We start from the raw sequence: 18,846 nt of genomic DNA, 5'->3' as shown, positions 1-18,846 counted from the left end.
GTCCCCCTTTTAATTAACCATCGGTCAAATAGCCTCAAAAAATTTTATCCTAAGGATTTCAGGATAAAACTCACGTGGGAATGTGCCAGGTCTTTCACTTCTTCATATGTTTCATCACAACGGCAGTAGTGACTGACAAAACCGTGCAGCGACAGGAAAATAGACCAGGTCTGCTGGATGTTAACCTCGCTCTTACTAAGTTCTATAAGCGAGCGTGCAAATTTTTCATAAGAATCGTTCGGTCCTTTGTTCACATAACATTTGACTTCTTCATCAGCCAGCATGAACATCATTTCATACTGGCTTTTGTGGCTCAACCCGAAACGGATGAATGCCAGTAGCACCTCCCTCAATTTGCTATCGTTGTCCATTTCCTGATTCATCACGTCATCAAGCCACTGATCCAGAAGTTTAAAATCCTTTTCGATCATGGCAAAAAATAATTCTGCTTTGTTTTTAAAATGATAATAAATCGAGCCGTGACTGTATCCCAGCGCTGCCGCAATCTGTCTCATCGATACCTGTTGATAGCCTTTTTTCCTGAAAAGCTCACGGGAGGCGGTCATGACCATATCTTTTGTGAGTTCCCTTTCAACTGCTTTTCTTGGTGCCATTTAAAACATCATCCTTTTTATTGACCAGTGTTTAATTAAACTATATTCTGTTGACTACATTTAAGTCAAGAATATTTTTCCAATATTTCTAATTATTAAATACTGCTTTCAAACTTAAGGACAGTTGGAATATTAGGGGCCCCCTGCAAGCTGAGGTGTAGGATTTGTTTTTCCCTTCCCCTTACGTTATCATCTTTCTGTATCAGTTAAAGAATGGTTCCACTGTAGGAATCCCCTCACAGACTGTGATGTTGCAGTAAAGAGGTGCTGAAAGGCTTCCGATGGGGAAGGAATAGAGAAAAGAGGGAATTTATGAAAGCACTTGTATTTGAGGAATTTGGAGGACCAGAGGTTTTACATTATAAAGAAATTCCAGATCCATCTATCGGACCAAATGAAGTTCTTGTCCGGACAAAGGCTGTAGGCTTGAATTTCGCCGATGTTTATAGAAGAAAAGGGAATTATCATCTTTCAGGTCAGCCGCCTTACCTGCTGGGATATGAAGGTGCAGGAATCGTGGAAGGAACAGGGAGTAATGTGTCAGCCATCAAAAAGGGAGACCGGATTGCATTTGCCGATGTGCCTTTTGCGAATGCCGAACTGGTTGCCGTCCCTGTTGAAAAAGCGATACCTGTTCCAGTCACCATTTCATTCGAAACGGCAGCTTCCATTTTGCTGCAAGGGTTGACGGCCCATTATCTCGTTCACGACAGCTATGAGATTCAATCAGGCGATACGGCGATCGTCCATGCAGCCGCAGGCGGTGTCGGTCAATTACTCGTACAGATGATCATTCTGCTTGGCGGGAAAGTCATCGGTCTCACTTCTTCTCTTGAGAAAGCTGAAATCGCGCAACGAACCGGGGCTTCAGAAGTTTTTTTGTATAGCGACAATTGGGTGGAAAAGATTCTGGACGCCACTGGAGGACTTGGTGCGGATGTGGTGTTCGAATCGGTCGGATCCACATTATCTGATAGTTTCTCTGCTACGAAAATTGGAGGAACAGTCGTGTTTTTTGGAATGGCTGGCGGAGATCCTGAACCAGTGGATCCAAGAATGTTGATGGATACATCAAAAACAATTACCGGCGGAGACTTGTGGAATGTACTGACATCAAGCAAGGAAAGAATCACCCGTTCAAACCAGTTATTTGAATGGATAGCAGATGGTGATTTGAAAGTGGCAGATCCCGTGTTATTCGATTTGAAAGACGGCCGTAAAGCTCATGAACTGCTCGAAAGCCGCAAGAGTACCGGCAAGATCTTATTGATCCCATAAAAAGAAGGCCCGTCCCAGACTGCTTTAAAGCGTTAGCGTAGTCTGGGACGGGCCTTTCTATTATTTATTCAATGTCAATGTAGCGACACATTCAACGTGAACGGTATGCGGGAAAAGATCCACTGGCTGAACAGCGTCAAGCGTATAGCCGAATGGTTCAAGCTCCTTGATATCCGTAGCGAATGTGTCCGGGTTGCATGATACATAAACGATCCGTTCCGGCTGGGAGCGTCCGATTCTTCTCATGACTTTCCCGCCTGCACCTGAACGAGGCGGATCCAGCATCAATAATTCCGGATGACCGAAGCTTTCAAGCACCTGGTCGATCCCTTTGCGTGCATCCTTCGCCAGGAAGTACGTGTTTGTGATCCCATTATCCTCGGCATTGCGCTTAGCGGACTCAATCGAGCTTTCGACGATTTCAATGCCGGCAAGCTTCCCTACTCTGCTGGCGAACGGAAGGGAGAATGTACCGACTCCGCAGAAGAGGTCGATCATTTTTTCCGTTTTCTTCGGCTGGCTCATTTCCACCGCCAAGTCAACGAGTTTCTGGGCCTGCACCGGGTTCGTCTGGAAGAACGTATCAAACCACAGGCGGAAGCGGTATCCATCCATTTCGTCGTTGATATAATCGCGGCCGGCAAGCAGATGAATTTTCTCAGCCTGCGTACGGTCCGCCCAGTCTGTGTTTTCCATCCATAATAGACTTTTCACATGAGGGAACTTCTTCTCCACACGGGCTTTAAGGTCGTCCACTGCAGATTGCAGTTCACCTTCAGGACCCTTCGTAGAAAATACTGCAAGCATCAACTCACCAGTTGCAAAAGACTGACGCACCATCAAATGGCGAAGCAGCCCTTCATGGGTATCTTTGTTGTACCCTTCCAACTCATGATCTTTCACCCAGTCAGCCACTTCCATTGCTGCTTCCACCATTTGCTCGCTGGCGATCAGGCAGGTTTCGAGTGAAATGACTTTGCGGAAATTTCCCTGCTCATGAAGACCCATGGAGCCATCAGGAGCGAATGTGAATTCCATTTTATTTCGGTACTGCCAAGGCTCGTCCATCCCGATCGTGTCACGGACAAGAGCCGGGTCAAAGCCCTCGGCTTCAATCGCTTTCCTCACATGTTTCGTCTTTTCCTTCAGCTGTCCTTCGTACGTCCAATGCTGCCACACGCAGCCACCGCAGCGTTCAAAGTGTGGGCACGGCGCATCCGTCCGTTCAGGATGAGCCTCCACGATTTCATCAGGCATCGCTTTCCGTCTTTTTTTCTCGGGATGATCGACCGTCACGCGCACCGTTTCCCCCGGGAGCGTCTGAGGGATCATCAGTCTTAATTTCTTCGGATTTCCAAGTTCATTCTTTCGCCAAACCTCGGCTTGTCCTGAACCTTTCTTATCCAATCCATGTATAGTAACAACCATTTCTTCATTGGTATTAGGCAATTCCTGGTCCTCCTTGATACATACTGTCTAACTTAATACTTTATTAAATTCAGCGTGTGAATGCAACCTTTTTTGAAAGAGACGTGTGGACGGTTCCAATGCGATAGTGGGCTGCAGAGGGTATACAAAATAAGATTGTATTTAGAATATCTCCTCTTTGACCACTAGGGAGATGGTTGGTCAATATTAAAATAAAACATGGTTGTCTATCATCAAGCAAAATGTGATCAAAATAAATAAAGGACTGTCTATAAAGTGCTTTAATGCACAGTTAGACAGCCCCCTTTTTTTACACAACCGCTTTTTTTAATTCTCCCGTTGCTTTCTTAACATCTTCCGCCGCTGCGATGGCCGAAATCAACGAGACGCCGTTTGCGCCTGCCTGGATGACGTCCCGTGCGTTGGCTGCGGTGATGCCGCCGATTCCTACAATCGGGATGATAATGCCGCTTTTCCGGAAGTTTTCAATGATCGTAAGTCCACTGACCGCGCGTGCATCATCTTTGGAAATGGTCGGGTAGATCGGGCCGAGTCCGAGGTAATCGGCTCCGTCCTCGATAGCCTTCTCTGCTTCTTCGATTGTATGTGCCGATACGCCCAAGATCTTGTCTCCTGCCCTTTCACGGACAAAGTTTGCAGCGAGATCCTCCTGTCCGATATGAATGCCGTCCGCACCCATCTTCACGGCAAGGTCTACATCATCATTCATTATAAAAGGTATTCCTGCGTCGCTGCACACCCGCTGCAATCTTTCTGCGAGCCGCCCCTTTTCAATTCCCTCTAAGGCACCCTTGCCTTTTTCACGGAACTGGAAAAGGGTGATCCCTCCTTCGATCGCCTGTTCAAGGACGTAAACAGGATCCTTCTTGCAGTTCGTACTTCCCATAATAAAATAAAGCTGTAGCAGCTCTTCGATTTCCTGCTGTTGATATTTCGTCATCTGTTGCCCCCCCGTTTGTTATAAGCCCAATGATTCGTAGGACCATGGCCTCCGCCGATGCCAAGCTCGTCCTCAATGGCAGCGCGGATGAACTCTTTCGCTGTCACGACCGCATCCCTCATGGCCAATCCGTTGGCGAGCTGTGCCGTGATTGCTGCCGAGAAGGTGCATCCTGTCCCATGGGTATGGGGTGTGTCGATTCTCGGGGAAACGAGCTCTTCAAAGCTTGTACCATCATAGAATAAATCGACCACTTCCCCGTCATCGGCATGTCCACCTTTGATGACAACAGATTCAGCCCCCATTTCCACAAGAATTTTGGACGCTTTCCTGCGGTCATCCATTGATTCAATCTTCAAATCCGTCAGCACTTCTGCTTCCGGTATATTCGGTGTGATGACTGCTGTCAGCGGGATGAGTTTTTCAGTCATCGCCCGGACCGCTTCATCTTGCAAAAGTTTCGCTCCGCCCTTTGCAATCATGACCGGATCGACGACAACATTCTTCCATCCGTAATGATGAATGCGCTCGCTGACCGCTTCGATCACTTCACTGGAAAAAAGCATGCCTGTTTTCAGGGCATCTGTCCCTAAATCTTCTCCGATTGCATCGATCTGCTTCACAATCCCTTCAATGCTTACAGGGTATACCCCATGTACACCCAATGTATTTTGTGCCGTCACTGCGGTGATCGCAGACATCCCGTACGCACCTAATTCCTGGAACGTCTTGAGGTCCGCCTGGATACCGGCACCGCCGCCGCTGTCCGAGCCGGCAATCGTTAATGCTTTATTTACAGTCATTTTCAAACCCGCCTTTATTCATGATCGTTTCTATTTTAGCAAATTCTTCATCTTTTTCACCAATCATGGAAAGCTGATCGAGCAGTTCGATTTGAAAGCTTCCGGGGCCTTTTTCCGCTGATTCCCGTGCTGCTTTTTCTGCAGCAATCCCGTAAGCAGAAACAGCTGTGGTCGCAGCCATCACCGTATCTTTTTCAATCGCTGCAAAAGCACCGACGATCGATGATAACAGACAGCCTGTTCCCGTTACTTTCGTCAATAGCTGATGTCCATTTCCCACTACATTGGTCGTCTTCCCATTGGAGATGACATCCTTCTCGCCCGTGATCACAACCGTACAGCTGTACTGTACCGCCACTTTTTCAGCGAGTTGTGTGATACTGCCATTGCCGGCACCGGCATCGACACCTTTGATCGCCCATGTTTCACCAGCGACATTCGCCACTTCGGCAGCATTTCCCCTAATGATTGAGATCTTTATTTCCTTCAGTATTTTCTGGGACATTTGCGTACGGAACGCTGTTGCCCCTGCGCCCACCGGGTCGAGTATAACCGGTACACCTTGTTCATTTGCAGCTTTCCCCGCAATGATCATCGCCTCAACTTCTTCACGCGACAAAGTTCCGATATTCAGTACGAGCGCCCCTGCGATCCTTGCCATATCAGCCACTTCTTCTTTGGCATAAGCCATCACGGGTGACGCCCCGAGCGATAGAAGCCCATTAGCGGTGAAATTCGTCACCACGACATTCGTGATATTATGTACGAGCGGATTTTTTTCTCTTACTTTAGTCACCAATTCAAACATAAACGGTCCCCTCCCAAAAATGTTATCCCATTTCATCACTATTTTACCACTTCATCTCTTAAGAAGCCCGTCCCAGCCTGCGTTAACGCGTTAAAGAGGGCTGGGACTGGCCTTTCCTGGCAGTCGGATATGTCTTCACGAAACGAACCTGATCAGGCTAAAAAAGGGGAGAGCGCTTTGATTTAAGTCAGGCTTTTCACTGAAATCATGGGAAAGTCTTATAGCCGTTTTCTATTCTTTCACTTTCAGACCCAGCAGCGAGGCGAAGGAAACAGCCTGCTGAGGAGAAACAATGCATCCTCTCAGGTTATCAGCTTCTACGTTGATCTTCTCAAAGAAGCTTGAACTGATATCGATTCCTTTCAGATTGGTCACTGTAAAATCGATGTCGTTCAAATCACACTGATCAAATGAAGTTTTTTCTAATCGGCTTTGATAGAAATTTGCATTGTGCAAAGTAGATTTTTCAAACAGGACCTGTTTTAATCTCGCCTCTATGAAACTACTGATGTTCAGGATACAATTCTCAAACGAGACATTTTTCAAGTTCGCTTGTGAAAGGTCGATTCCAAGCAGTTTGCAATCTTTGAACGTTACTCTATGGAAAATCCCTTCTTCAAATCGGGTGTTGGATAGATCGCAGTTATCAAAGACTACATCAGTCAAATCCGCTTTACGAAAAGAGGAACTCAAAAGCCTTACACCCTTGAAATATACGCTCGATAAATTCAACTTTTCCAACTCTTCCGCTTCTACAAATGCATTCCGTATCTCACAATCTATCAATAAAGGGTCTTCTTCATAATAAACGTCTTCAAACTGTGCCTTTTTCAGATTTGATTGGATTTTTGGTTTGTCTAATTTATATCGATTCGTCATACTTGCTCTCATCCTTTCATGGTTTTCGAAGAGGTATATACCGTATTGTAGAAAAAGAAAAAATCAAATATAAGACTTTAATTTCGAATAAGACTCTGCTACTCATTGATATCACGCGGCTTCAGCAGCAAAAACAAGGCCCGTCCCAGCGCGCGTTAACGCGTTAACGCATGCTGGGACGGGCCTTTAAAAAAACCACCAGCCCATTCTTCTGGTCTGGTGGTTTTGGACATATATATACTATTTTTTTATACGATTATGTTTTACTCATCTAATCATAACACTATCCCTGCTTCACTTTCGGACCGCCGATATTATTTTTTGAAAGCAGTAAATTACTGCGCTTATTATTCGTGGCAATGATATACATGGCCGCAATGGCGATGGCCGCCACGATAAATGATCCGAGATTGAATAGTCCCTTTTGAGAGTACCAAACGATTGAATAGCCCAATGATCCTGCAAAGAGTGCATAGTAGGCAAACGGAAGCAGCGTTTTCCGAATGACGGCTCCTTCTTTCCCTACCAGCCCTACAACAGCCGACGCTGCCACGACGTTATGAACGCAAATCATATTTCCTGCTGCCCCTCCGACTGCCTGCAAGGCCACTATCCAGGTTGCATCGACACCTATCTGGGAACCTACATCAAATTGGAAAAGGGAAAACATCATATTACTTACGGTGTTACTTCCGGCGATGAAGGCACCGACACCGCCAATGAAGGTAGAAAAGATCGGCCAATACTCGCCGGCTAACGCTGCAACTCCGTTGGCTAATTCGATCGGCATTTTTTCAAAACCGGCTGCCCCGCCTCCTGTATTCAAAAATACTTGAACCATCGGAACGGTGAAGACAAGAGCTGTCGATGCAGCAATCATCGTTTTTCCGGACTGTGCCCATGCCCTTTTGTAGGCGCTTCCATTCATACCATGGAGGAAGAATGTAATCAACGATACGGCGATGAAGATGGTGCCCGGTAAATACAAAGGCTGGAAGCTTGAGCTGATATCCGTACCAAAAATGTTTGGAATCGTTACTTTCCACGCTTGCATCCACTCCAAGAATGGAAGCGATTTCAATCTAGTCAATACTAAAAACAGTCCTACGAGAATATATGGGGTCCAGGCACGAGTCATGCTCATGCTTCCGCTTTTATGAGCGATGTCCTTGATTTCGAGCTTGCCGCTCCATTCAGGATCCCATTTTGACCTTTCTTCAAAATCCCATGCTTCTTCTTTAGGAGGCATAAGAAATCCCTTTTTCGCAGCTGTAATCACGATGGCGAGTCCGACAAGACCACCAATCATGGATGGGAATTCAGGTCCAAGTAAATTCGCTACAAAAACATAAGGGATTGTCATGGCAAAAGCTGCAAAAATAGCAAACTTCCACACTTTGATTCCTTCTGAGAACGACTTGTTTTTCCCAAAGAACCTGGTCATCAACGCAACTACAAACAATGGAATAAGTGTACCCGTGACCATGTGCAGCAGCGCTACTTTCGTTCCGATATCGGTTACGAATGCCAGTAAGTTGGAGGTAATGCCTGCATCAGCCGACAAACCTGTCTGGACCCCCACCAGTATCGGTGTACCGACGGCCCCGAATGATACCGGTGTACTTTGAATCACCATTCCGGCAATAACAGCTGCCATCGCCGGAAACCCCAGACCTACCAACAATGGAACTGCCACTGCTGCAGGTGTTCCGAAACCTGCGGAGCCTTCAATGAATGAACCAAATAGCCATGCAATGATGATGACTTGTATCCTTCTGTCTGCCGAAATGTCGGTAAAGCCCTGACGAATCGTCTTGATGCCGCCACTCTCCTGCAGCGTGTTCAATAACAGGATCGCTCCGAAGATGATGTACAAAAGAGTCCCCGCGACAACCAGTCCGTTCAAAGAGGCTGCTGCCACATTGGCTCCAGGCACTTTCCATACAAATAATGCAAGCCCGACTGCGACTATGTAAGAAATGGGCATTGCTTTACTTGCCGGCCATCTAAGGCCAACGAGGAAAATACCGACAGCCAAAATGGGTAAAAGAGATAAAATGGCCAACATACCAGTACTCATGAAACGTTTCCCCTTTCCGTTTTGTAATACCAAACACTGTTTCCTAAAAACTGCATACTAAGCAACACTGTTATATAACCTATACAATCGTTGTTATATAACATTACGGAATCCTATATAAAATTATACATAGATTACAGCTTGTTTCAATCACTTTTTAGAAAATTTATAATTTTTAAACAAAAAAGCTCTATTTTACCTGAATTGGAAAAATAGAGCTTCTTCTCACTTCCTTTAATTCGTATGAACATGTCCTAGCCGCGCTGAAATCTGCTTTGCAATTTGCGGGATCCTTACTTTCAATTCTTCCATCCGCTGTCCCGACATACGCATAGTTGGACCGGAAATACTAAGGGCAGCAACTACCTTCTCCAGATGATCGAAGATCGGAGCTGCGATGCAGGTGATCCCGTACTCGTTTTCTTCAAGATCGAGGGCATATCCATTTTGCTTCACCCTGATCAGTTCTTTTAGAAATTGATCTTTATCGGTGATTGTTTGATCGGTGTGCATCGGCATTCCCTTGCGATCAAGTATGTTGACGACGTCGTTTGTCGGAAGGTGAGCGAGGATCGCTTTCCCTACCGACGTACAGTGCATGGGCGCCCTTTTTCCAACTTTAGAATGCATCCTCAGCACTTCATTGCCTTCAAGCTTCTCGATATACACCACTTCGCCCTGATCATACACAACAAGATGGATGACTTCATTTGTCTCTTCTTCAAGCTCCAGTAAAAAAGGCTTTGCCTCCTCACGCAGGTCAATTGATTCCAGTAACCTCGAGCTGATTTCAAGGAACTTATATCCAAGCTTATAACGTCCAGTCAATTCATCCTGTTCAATGAATCCGTACTGAACGAGGGTTGATAAAATCCGGTAAACGGAGCTTTTATTTATGTCGATTTGATTCGCGATTTCAGTCACACCCAAGCCGCCCTTTTTCATACTGATTAACAGGATGATATCCATAGCACGGCTGACGGATTTGACCATATTTTCTCTTTCCACATCTTTCACCTCTGCTGACAAAACATCTTGCTTTCCATTATATCACAATCGACAGTGCGCTTAGGATACCCCGACGTTCTTCCCGGCAGCCACAAATGTATTCTTCAGCGTCCCGATCTCTTTGATTTCACATTCGATCACATCTCCCGCTCCAACCATTTCCGCACCTACTGGACTTCCGGTCAGAATGACATCCCCCGGCTTCAACGTCATTACTTTCGTCAAATACGAAATCATCTCCCTGATGGGCACAATCAACAATGAAGTCGGACTATTTTGCTTTTCCTCACCATTCAGTCTTGCTGTAACGTTGATTGTAAAAGGATCGAGTTCTGTTTCAATCACAGGCCCGAGCGGAGTGAAGGTATCGAATGACTTCCCTATCGTCCAGTGACCAGCCTCGTGAAAGTATTGAGGAGCCGTAACATCATTTCCGACTGTGTAGCCAAATACATAATCGAGTATCTCTTCTTCAGATACATTCTTAGCTTCTCTTCCAATGACCACTGCGAGTTCCGACTCGAATTTTACTGAGTCAATGGTTTCTGGTATGACGATGTTTTCTTCGGGTCCGATAACAGATGCGGCCGGCTTGAAGAAAAACACAGGGATTTCCGGAATTGAGTCTGGCAGTTCCTCTTTCTTGGATACGAAGTTTGCTCCGATGCCTATTATTTGATTTGGTTCGAGAGGGGCGAGGAGCTTCACCTTATGTGTTTCGTATACATGCCCCGTATATTCCCAAGCTGAAAAAATATCCCCCGTGATTTGCTTGATGCTGCTGCCGTCGAGGACTCCGGCATATACTTCATTCTCTGTCTGGAAACGAGTGAATTTCATCGTGTGTTCTCCTTTCGGTGAGTTTTTCTTTAACAATACGTTCGTTTTCGTAACGAGGGTCCATTTTATAAAACAGGGCATTCCATATAACAGAATGCCCACCTCAAAGATCCTATTCTTGATTCACCGGATACTTCGCCTTTGCCTCAATTCGTCTTCGGTGCAGAATCGGTTCCGTGTAGCCGTTTGGCTGATCGTAGCCTTTGAATACAAGGTCGCAAGTGGCTTGGAAGGCGATGGAGTTATCATAGTCTTCAGCCATCGGACGATAGAACGGGTCGCCTGCGTTCTGCTCATCCACAACTTTCGCCATCCGTTTCAGCGTTGCCATCACCTGCTCTTCTGTGCAGATCCCGTGGTGCAGCCAGTTTGCCATATGCTGACTGGAGATACGCAGCGTGGCGCGGTCCTCCATCAGGCCTACGTTGTTAATATCAGGTACCTTTGAGCAGCCCACCCCATGCTCAACCCATCGGACGACATACCCAAGGATACCCTGTGCATTGTTGTCGAGTTCCTGCTGGATGTCTTCAGCAGACCATGATGTGTTCTCTGCTGCAGGGATCGTTAAGATATCATCACGAAGCTCCTCTGCTTTTTCAGCCAGCTGTTCCTGTACAGTCGGCACAAACACTTCATGATAGTGAAGGGCGTGTAATGTCGCAGCAGTCGGTGAAGGCACCCATGCCGTGTTGGCTCCTGCCTGGAGATGTCCGACCTTTTGCTGCATCATATCAGCCATCCTATCAGGCATAGCCCACATGCCTTTTCCAATTTGTGCGCGGCCCTGGAACCCTGCTGCGAGACCCACCTGAACATTTGATTTTTCATAGCCCTGAAGCCATTTTGTCGCCTTCATATCATTTTTGCGGATCATCGGGCCAGCTTCCATGGATGTATGCATTTCATCACCGGTACGATCGAGGAATCCGGTGTTGATGAAGACGATTCGTTCCTTCACCTTGCTGATGCAGTTCTTTAAATTAAGCGTTGTGCGGCGTTCTTCATCCATGACACCAATCTTCAGAGTGTTTCGTTCTAAATCAAGCAGATCCTCCACCCTGTTAAATAGTTCATTGGCAAAAGCGACTTCCTCCGATCCATGCATTTTCGGCTTCACAATGTAGACGGAGCCTTTGGATGTATTTTGATAGCTGCCCGTTCCTCGAAGGGTGTGCTTGGCTATTAAACTTGTAATCACCGTATCTAGGATTCCTTCATGTACTTCGCTTTCTTTTTGATCCAATACCGCGCTGTTTGTCATGAGGTGTCCGACATTTCTGACGAACATGAGTGAACGGCCGGATAAAGTGATTTCTTTTCCATCAGGAGACGTATACGTCCGATCAGAATTCAGCGTCCGTGTCATTGTTTTGCCTGCTTTATCAAAGACTGCTGCCAGATCTCCCTTCATAAGGCCCAGCCAATTGCGGTACACAAGTATCTTATCCTCAGCATCGACAGCAGCTACCGAGTCCTCGCAGTCCATGATGGTGGTGACTGCTGATTCCAGCACGATGTCTTTAATGTTGGCGTCATCCGACGAACCGATCGGATGCTTCCCGTCAAATTGGATTTCAATATGAAGGCGGTTATTTTTGAATAGGACGGCTGAAGGATCAGAAGCCTCTCCCTGATATCCTGCAAACTTGGATTCATCAACTAACCCGGCCGTTTTTCCATTTGAGAGCGTAACGGCTAATTTCCCATCGATGACTTCATACTTTAATGCTTCTTTGTGGGAAGCGTCAGTTAACGCAACCGATTGATCTAAGAAGTTCCTTCCAAAATCGATGACCTTTTCACCCCGGACTGGATTGTATGCACCTTTGCGGTCTGCTCCATCTTCTTCACTGATTGCATCGGTTCCATAAAGGGCATCGTACAGGCTGCCCCATCGCGCATTGGCAGCGTTGATGGCGTAGCGTGCATTATTCACAGGAACGACTAACTGTGGACCAGCCTGCAGAGCCACTTCCTCATCAACATTCTCAGTTGTCACGTTAAAATCTTCCACTTCCGGCTCTAAGTAACCGATTTCATTCAGGAACGACTTATATTCATTAAAATCAAATTCTTTATTCCCTTTATGCCAGTTGTGGATCTTTTCTTGATATTCATCCCTTTTGTGCAGCAGTGCTTTGTTTTTAGGAGTCAGGTCATGCACCAGTTCACCGAACTCCCCCCAAAAAGCGTCACTTTCCAGTCCGGTTCCAGGAAGGACTTCGGAATTAATAAATTCATATAACTGTTGATCTACCTTAAGGGACCCTGCATTTACATAATTACTCATTAGTCGATTCCTCCTATTTTTCAAAAGAGTGTTTCTTATTAAGAAACACCGTTTCATATATGTTAAAAAAATGATACCATGTTCAAACGCTACATTCAATTAATTTTCAAATAATTCCGCATTTTAATCATGGTTTTCTTGAGCTGTTCAATCAGAGTTGAAATTTGATTAGTTAGGTGAGAAAGTATATAGCATCCCCACCATTACAATTAAACTACAAGCGAACCGCTTCCTCCTGCGCTTTCAATTCTTTCTTGATTTCAACACAGCGCCCCGGGCTTGGGAATAATTTGCCGCCGTTCAATAGATTGTCAGGGTTGAAGACTTCCCTGATATTACTTTGGGCAATGATTTCATCATCATTGAATACAAAGCGCATTTCTTCTTTCTTTTCAATGCCGACACCATGCTCACCTGTGATTGAACCGCCTGCGTCTGCACAGGCCCTCAAACATTCGCTTCCGGCTTTCAATGCCTTTTCAGTTTCACCAGGGATCCTTGCGTCAAATAGGACAAGCGGATGCAGATTCCCATCCCCTGCGTGAAAAATATTAGCGATCCGCAATCCGTATTCAGCGCTGATATCGTTGATTCTTTTTAATACTTCAGGGAGCCTGCTCCGCGGGATGACACCGTCCTGGACGAGGTAGTCGGGAGAGATCGCTCCCATCGCTCCAAAGCCTGTCTTCCGGTTGGCCCACCATCTTCCTCTCTCAAGCTCGTCTTTCGCCACCTTCACTTCACGGACGTTTCTTGCTCTGCATACTTCTAAAATCTGATTGATTTGTTCATCGATTCCTGCTGATATTCCGTCAACTTCAATCAACAGAAGGGCTTCGATATCCCTTGGATGTCCCACCGGAAAGGCCGCTGCCTCGACCCCTTCAATCGCGATCTTATCCATCATTTCGAGAGCTGCAGGAACAATCCCTTTTGAGATGATGTCAGAAACAGCCTGACTTCCATCTTCCACCCGGTCAAAATACGCGAGGACCGTCTGCTTCGCTTCAGGATTTTTCAGGATGCGAACAGTGATTTTCGTGACGATTCCTAAAGTCCCTTCAGAACCAGTTAAAAGCCCCAGCAAGTCATACCCCGGTGCATCAGGGATTCCATTTTGTCCGATTTCTATGATTTCCCCGTTCGGCAGCACGACTTCGAGTCCAAGAATGTGGTTTGTGGTAACTCCATATTTCAGGCAGTGGGCGCCTCCGGCATTCTCCGCGACGTTTCCGCCGATCGTACAACAATATTGACTGGAAGGATCGGGTGCATAATAATAGCCCCTGTCAGAAATCGAGTTCGTAAGCTTCAGATTCACAAAGCCCGGCTCGACCACTGCCCGGCGATTTTCCAAGTCGACACTTAAGAGACGTTTCATCCGGACGAGGCTGATGATGACCTCCCCATTGATCGGGATCGCTCCGCCCGATAGACCGGTACCTGCACCTCTTGCAAGGAAAGGAAGTCCATTTTCCGAGCAATATTTTACAAGCTTAGAAACCTCCTCAGTATCTTTCGGAAACACAACCGCTTTTGGCAGATGCTTATGAAGGGTAAAGCCGTCGCAGTCATAGGCAATCAAATCCTCTTTGTGATAAAGGATACTATTTGTGCCGCTTACAAGCCGGGCCAGTCCTTTAATAAACGGGTCCTTCGTTTTCAGTTTCTTTATCCCCATCATTTCCCCTCCTCCTGCTCATCCTCTTTTTGATAAGCCCAGTCAAGCAGCTGCACTGTATGAACGACCTTTTGATTTTTGCCGTACTTTTTCACACCCATGGCCATTTGCAGCATGCAGCCCGGATTCCCCATCGAAATCATCTCGACATCTTCAGGGACATTCTGCATCTTACTTTCCAGGACGGCTCCAGCCATTTCAGGATTGGTAATATTATAAATCCCGGCACTGCCGCAGCAGCGGTCTGAATTTGGCATATGGACCATTTCCACACCTGGGATTTTTAAAAGGAGATCGCGCGGCTCCTCACGTACACCTTGACCATGCGCCAAGTGACAGGCATCGTGATACGTAATCCTTGTCTCCATTTCAGCCTTTGGTGTTTTGTACCCCGTATCATGCAGATATTTTGAAATGTCGACGACTTTGTCTGCGAATTCTTCAGCTTGCTCTTTCCATTCCTGATCTTCATGGAACAATTCCGGATAATCCTTCATCATACATCCGCATCCCGCTGCGTTTACGATGACCTTCTCACTATCCTTGAAAGCTTCAATGTTCTGCTTTGCAAGCTTGCGTCCCATCTCACGGTCTCCGGAGTGGACGTGGAGCGCACCGCAGCATGTTTGGTTTTTCGGGATAATGACATCATTCCCGTTTCTCGTCAACACATTGATCGTTGCGTCATTTATTTCACCAAACATTACATCCATCACACAACCCGTCAGGAAGGAAACCTGATGTTTTGATTCCCCTTTTGCTCTGACGACATCTTCATTCTTATATTTTTGACGGACGGATTGTTTGATCTCGGGCATGATTGCTTCCATTTCCACCAGATGTTTCGGCATCACATTGATAAGTCCAGTCTTTCTGACCAGGGACTGCGCACCGCTCTTTTGGTAAAACTTCAGCATGCCGCCTAACGCATTCAACCTGTTGGGATGCGGGAACAATCCTTCGAGGAATGTCTTGCTGACCATCCCTTTCCATCCCTTCAGCGGCATGGCCTGACGTATCTGGCCGCGCGCTTCTTCAATCAACCCGCCTACATCGACATCGGCAGGACATGCGGTCGTACAGGCACGGCAATCGAGACATGCATAGACGGGATCCATGAATTGCTCATTCACTTCTAGCTTTCCTTCAGCCACCGACTTGATTAAATGGACACGGCCGCGGGGCGAATGCTGTTCCTGTCCAGTGAGTTCATACGTCGGGCATGATTCCAGGCACATCCCGCAGTGGACACAGTCTGCCCATTTACTCTCGTCCGGTTTGTCACTCCATAAATAGTTGCTTAAGCTCGTGTCTGAACATGGGGGTGTTTTCGCAAGCTCTTTTACACTCACCTAGATCCCTCCTACAAATCGTTTGTGGTTCAATACTGAATTCGGGTCTACTTTTGCTTTGATGCCTTGGAGTAAAAAGAAATAAGAAGGGACATCCCCCCACACCTTGATCTGCTGGCGCTCTATAAAAGGCAGGCTTTTGACAACCATATACCCCCCTCGTTTCATGACTGCTGCCCTCAATTCATGAATGGCTGAGAGTACATCCCCGCCGGATCCTGTCAGATGCACGGAGCATAATCCATGGCCAAGTCCCCCGTGTGCATCGATTTTCACTTGATAACTGTCTTCGAGAATTTCCACTTCTTTTAAAACATGGAGTACATCGAGATTGATCACACCGATTTTCAATATGGCACTTACTTTGCCATCTGTATCACAGTCTGAGCCCAGCCTTGAGAAATCATCCCAAAATTGTTGGGCTCTACTCTCATCACAAATGAGAAACTCACTTCCCGCAGGCTTCATTTTCCGGACCATTTCCATTTGATAGCGCACAGAACTTTCAACATCCTCAAAGCTAATCGCGACTGTATAGTTCTTAACACCTGCGAGTTTTTCAGCGAGTGGCGGGTTAAGCAGTTCAAGAGAAGTCGGTTCAAGGGTAGAGTCCAGAATTTCAATGACAAATGAACGAATGTCTGCAGGTTCACCTGCCGGAAAAGATACGAGCACCAGACTTTCACACTTTGATATCGGCCGGAGTTTGAGCGTCACTTCACTAAGTACGCCAAGTGTCCCCATCGAGCCGATGAACAATTTGTTCATGTCGTAGCCTGCAACATTTTTCACGACCTTCCCGCCTGACCGGATGGTTGATCCGTCCGGATAAATGATGCGGAGCCCAATGACGTTATCCCGTGCAGACCCATAACCCAATCTTTTGGGACCGCTTTCATTCGCTGCGATGATACCACCGATCGTTGCCTGATCCGGCGAGGCTGGGTCAAGTGCAATCTTCTGCCCATGCTTCTCCAAATAGGTTTGAAGCTCCTTAAAAGTCGTTCCCGCTTTAACAGTCATCGTCAGGTCACCCGATGCGTGCTCCACCACACCTTTGTACTGTGCTAGTGAAAGAACAAGATCCGCGGATTCAATGAGACCGCCGAACCCCTTCTTCGTACCACCGCCTTCCACGATCAATTTCTTTCCATTGGCATTTGAATATTTTAATATTGAAGCAATTTCTTTCTCTGATGTTGGGTATATGATGAGACTTCCACCATTTCCAAAACGGTCAATCTTCCCCTCTTTGATCCGCTCCTCGGGTACTGCATGTTTTAACTCTGCAACAAGCTCAGTAAACATTTTTCACACTCCTTGTTTCGTAATAAGAAACATCGTTTCTGTAAAATGATTAAAAAAGAAACGTCTTATGTATGGATAAGTACGTTAGTTACTAATACCTTTTCAACATAGTTTAGATGAAGTATGATACTTTCCCTGGCTGTGTGAGGCTCACTGGATTGGATTGATTGAAAGATACGGTTGTGCTGTTCTTTGATCTGGCTCGATATCTCACCTTGGCTTTGGATATGCTGATGGACATCAATCATCGCTTTCCTGGTTGCGGCTGAAATGAACTCCATCAATTGTACGATAATCTGATTCCCTGCTATGCGGGCGATCCTCAAATGAAATTCGTAATCTGCTTCCCACTTGTTCCCGGATTCTTGAGTCAGAAGGCTCTTGAGGATCAATACGTCCTCTTCCGTTCTCTTTTCAGCTGCAATCTCAGCCAAACTTGGCTCGAGCATTTTTCTTACCTGAAACAGTTCCCTGATGTCCTTTGTGTCCGGAAGCATCAATTGAGAAGGAAAAAGGCTAGTGGAATCAAACGCACAAACATACGCTCCTTCCCCCTGCTTCACCTGAAGGATGCCCTTCCCTTTAAGTGTCGTCATCGCATCCCGAACCGCCGATCTCCCAACCTCGAACATTTCGCAAAGCTCACGGACACTCGGAAGCTTCTCACCGGATTTGAACATCCCCGACTGAATCATCCCCTCAATCTGTTCCTCTACCAGTTCGGAAACCTTCTTTGTGGAAATCTTGCATTTTGTCAATTTCTCACCACCTAGCTTTTTGATTTTTTTCTTAAGTTGTCACATATCTGATAAGTTAGTTATGACTCTATTTAAACACCAATAAATTGAAATTTCAATTAGTTTTTTGAATTTAGTTAAAATTCTAAAAATAACGGATAGATCGACCTAGCTTAAAAGTCGTGAAATATAAATTATCTGCTAAAATCGAAGGCCCGTCCCAGCATGCGTTAATGCACTAACGCATGCTGGGACGGGCCTTCAAATAATAGATAATAAAAAAGTGTTGAATGTGGAACTCTTTCAACACTTTGAATTCGATTCGTTTCTTTTTTCCGGAACATTTTTAATTATTATCATTTAATAGTAATATAGGGCAGTCATAACAATCGTCTCTTATACCTGTGCAGGTAGCGATGACCTTTTCTGAATCGTCGCTCCCCTTTGCCACGGAGATTTCTACGTTTACGTTCTTTTCCGTCCTGCTACATGAACCAGTCATCCGATATATTTCGCATAAGATAAAGATTCCCCCTTTGCTTTCATTAGGGCTTTACCCTATACAGGAATACGTAAACTAGATTCCTGAAATACTTTTAATATTATCAAAATCAATTCTCATGATTGTGAATCATTACTTATGCATTCTTTCATCCTTCATCGAGGGTTTGATGAATCATCTGCCCGTTCTCTTTCATTGTATATATACGGTTAAAGGCTGGGACGGCCTTTATTATGTTTCATTCATTAAATCGCTACTCTCATTCTCACAATCT

At 45.9% G+C, this 18,846-nt stretch carries 15 protein-coding genes; 1 reads left to right on the top strand and 14 read right to left on the bottom strand.

Features of this window, described 5'->3' with window-relative positions; genetic code table 11:
* Positions 1 to 44: 44 nt before the first annotated feature.
* A complete protein-coding gene (locus tag ACXAFV_RS20260; RefSeq protein WP_475129126.1) occupies positions 45 to 614 on the bottom strand; it encodes a TetR/AcrR family transcriptional regulator in 570 nt (189 codons plus the stop codon).
* Between the two features lie 312 nt (positions 615 to 926).
* Between ACXAFV_RS20260 and ACXAFV_RS20255 the strand changes: the two genes are divergently transcribed.
* Positions 927 to 1,892, top strand: coding sequence for a quinone oxidoreductase family protein (locus tag ACXAFV_RS20255; RefSeq protein ID WP_475129125.1), 966 nt, complete (start codon positions 927 to 929; stop codon positions 1,890 to 1,892).
* A 60-nt stretch (positions 1,893 to 1,952) separates the two neighbouring features.
* Here the strand turns inward: ACXAFV_RS20255 and rlmD are convergent, their stop codons facing one another.
* The 13 genes from rlmD to ACXAFV_RS20190 all read right to left on the bottom strand — a co-directional run bounded on the left by rlmD (position 1,953) and on the right by ACXAFV_RS20190 (position 18,091).
* Entirely contained in the window at positions 1,953 to 3,320 is a 1,368-nt protein-coding gene (gene rlmD, locus ACXAFV_RS20250; RefSeq protein ID WP_475129251.1) for a 23S rRNA (uracil(1939)-C(5))-methyltransferase RlmD, read from the bottom strand.
* Positions 3,321 to 3,630: 310 nt separating this feature from the next.
* Positions 3,631 to 4,281 carry a thiamine phosphate synthase gene (gene thiE, locus ACXAFV_RS20245; RefSeq protein ID WP_475129123.1) on the bottom strand — a complete coding sequence of 217 codons (651 nt, stop codon included), beginning with the start codon at positions 4,279 to 4,281 and terminating at the stop codon, positions 3,631 to 3,633.
* Positions 4,278 to 5,084 (bottom strand): bifunctional hydroxymethylpyrimidine kinase/phosphomethylpyrimidine kinase, encoded by an 807-nt coding sequence (gene thiD, locus ACXAFV_RS20240; RefSeq protein WP_475129121.1) that lies wholly within the window; start codon positions 5,082 to 5,084, stop codon positions 4,278 to 4,280. Before thiD ends, thiE begins: the two co-directional genes overlap by 4 nt.
* Positions 5,071 to 5,892 (bottom strand): hydroxyethylthiazole kinase, encoded by an 822-nt coding sequence (thiM, locus tag ACXAFV_RS20235; protein WP_475129120.1) that lies wholly within the window; start codon positions 5,890 to 5,892, stop codon positions 5,071 to 5,073. Before thiM ends, thiD begins: the two co-directional genes overlap by 14 nt.
* A gap of 231 nt (positions 5,893 to 6,123) precedes the next feature.
* Positions 6,124 to 6,771 carry a pentapeptide repeat-containing protein gene (locus ACXAFV_RS20230; RefSeq protein WP_475129119.1) on the bottom strand — a complete coding sequence of 216 codons (648 nt, stop codon included), beginning with the start codon at positions 6,769 to 6,771 and terminating at the stop codon, positions 6,124 to 6,126.
* A gap of 283 nt (positions 6,772 to 7,054) precedes the next feature.
* Positions 7,055 to 8,851: an L-lactate permease gene (locus ACXAFV_RS20225; protein WP_475129117.1), complete on the bottom strand. Its 1,797-nt coding sequence runs from the start codon at positions 8,849 to 8,851 to the stop codon at positions 7,055 to 7,057.
* 234 nt (positions 8,852 to 9,085) lie between these two features.
* Positions 9,086 to 9,859: an IclR family transcriptional regulator gene (locus ACXAFV_RS20220; RefSeq protein ID WP_475129116.1), complete on the bottom strand. Its 774-nt coding sequence runs from the start codon at positions 9,857 to 9,859 to the stop codon at positions 9,086 to 9,088.
* A gap of 60 nt (positions 9,860 to 9,919) precedes the next feature.
* On the bottom strand, positions 9,920 to 10,699 hold the full coding sequence (locus ACXAFV_RS20215) for a fumarylacetoacetate hydrolase family protein (RefSeq protein ID WP_475129115.1): 780 nt from the start codon (positions 10,697 to 10,699) through the stop codon (positions 9,920 to 9,922).
* A gap of 112 nt (positions 10,700 to 10,811) precedes the next feature.
* Positions 10,812 to 12,992, bottom strand: a complete 2,181-nt coding sequence (locus tag ACXAFV_RS20210) for a malate synthase G (protein WP_475129114.1) — start codon at positions 12,990 to 12,992, stop codon at positions 10,812 to 10,814.
* 214 nt (positions 12,993 to 13,206) lie between these two features.
* Positions 13,207 to 14,673, bottom strand: coding sequence for an FAD-linked oxidase C-terminal domain-containing protein (locus tag ACXAFV_RS20205; RefSeq protein WP_475129250.1), 1,467 nt, complete (start codon positions 14,671 to 14,673; stop codon positions 13,207 to 13,209).
* Entirely contained in the window at positions 14,673 to 16,025 is a 1,353-nt protein-coding gene (locus ACXAFV_RS20200; protein WP_475129111.1) for a (Fe-S)-binding protein, read from the bottom strand. The genes ACXAFV_RS20205 and ACXAFV_RS20200 overlap by 1 nt, the downstream gene beginning before the upstream one ends.
* On the bottom strand, positions 16,026 to 17,333 hold the full coding sequence (locus ACXAFV_RS20195) for an FAD-binding oxidoreductase (RefSeq protein WP_475129110.1): 1,308 nt from the start codon (positions 17,331 to 17,333) through the stop codon (positions 16,026 to 16,028).
* Between the two features lie 65 nt (positions 17,334 to 17,398).
* Positions 17,399 to 18,091, bottom strand: coding sequence for a FadR/GntR family transcriptional regulator (locus ACXAFV_RS20190; protein WP_475129108.1), 693 nt, complete (start codon positions 18,089 to 18,091; stop codon positions 17,399 to 17,401).
* Positions 18,092 to 18,846 lie beyond the last annotated feature (755 nt).

The sequence above is a fragment of the Rossellomorea sp. ABR4_012 genome, from assembly GCF_056159545.1.
This window is presented reverse-complemented; position numbering and strand designations above follow the sequence as displayed.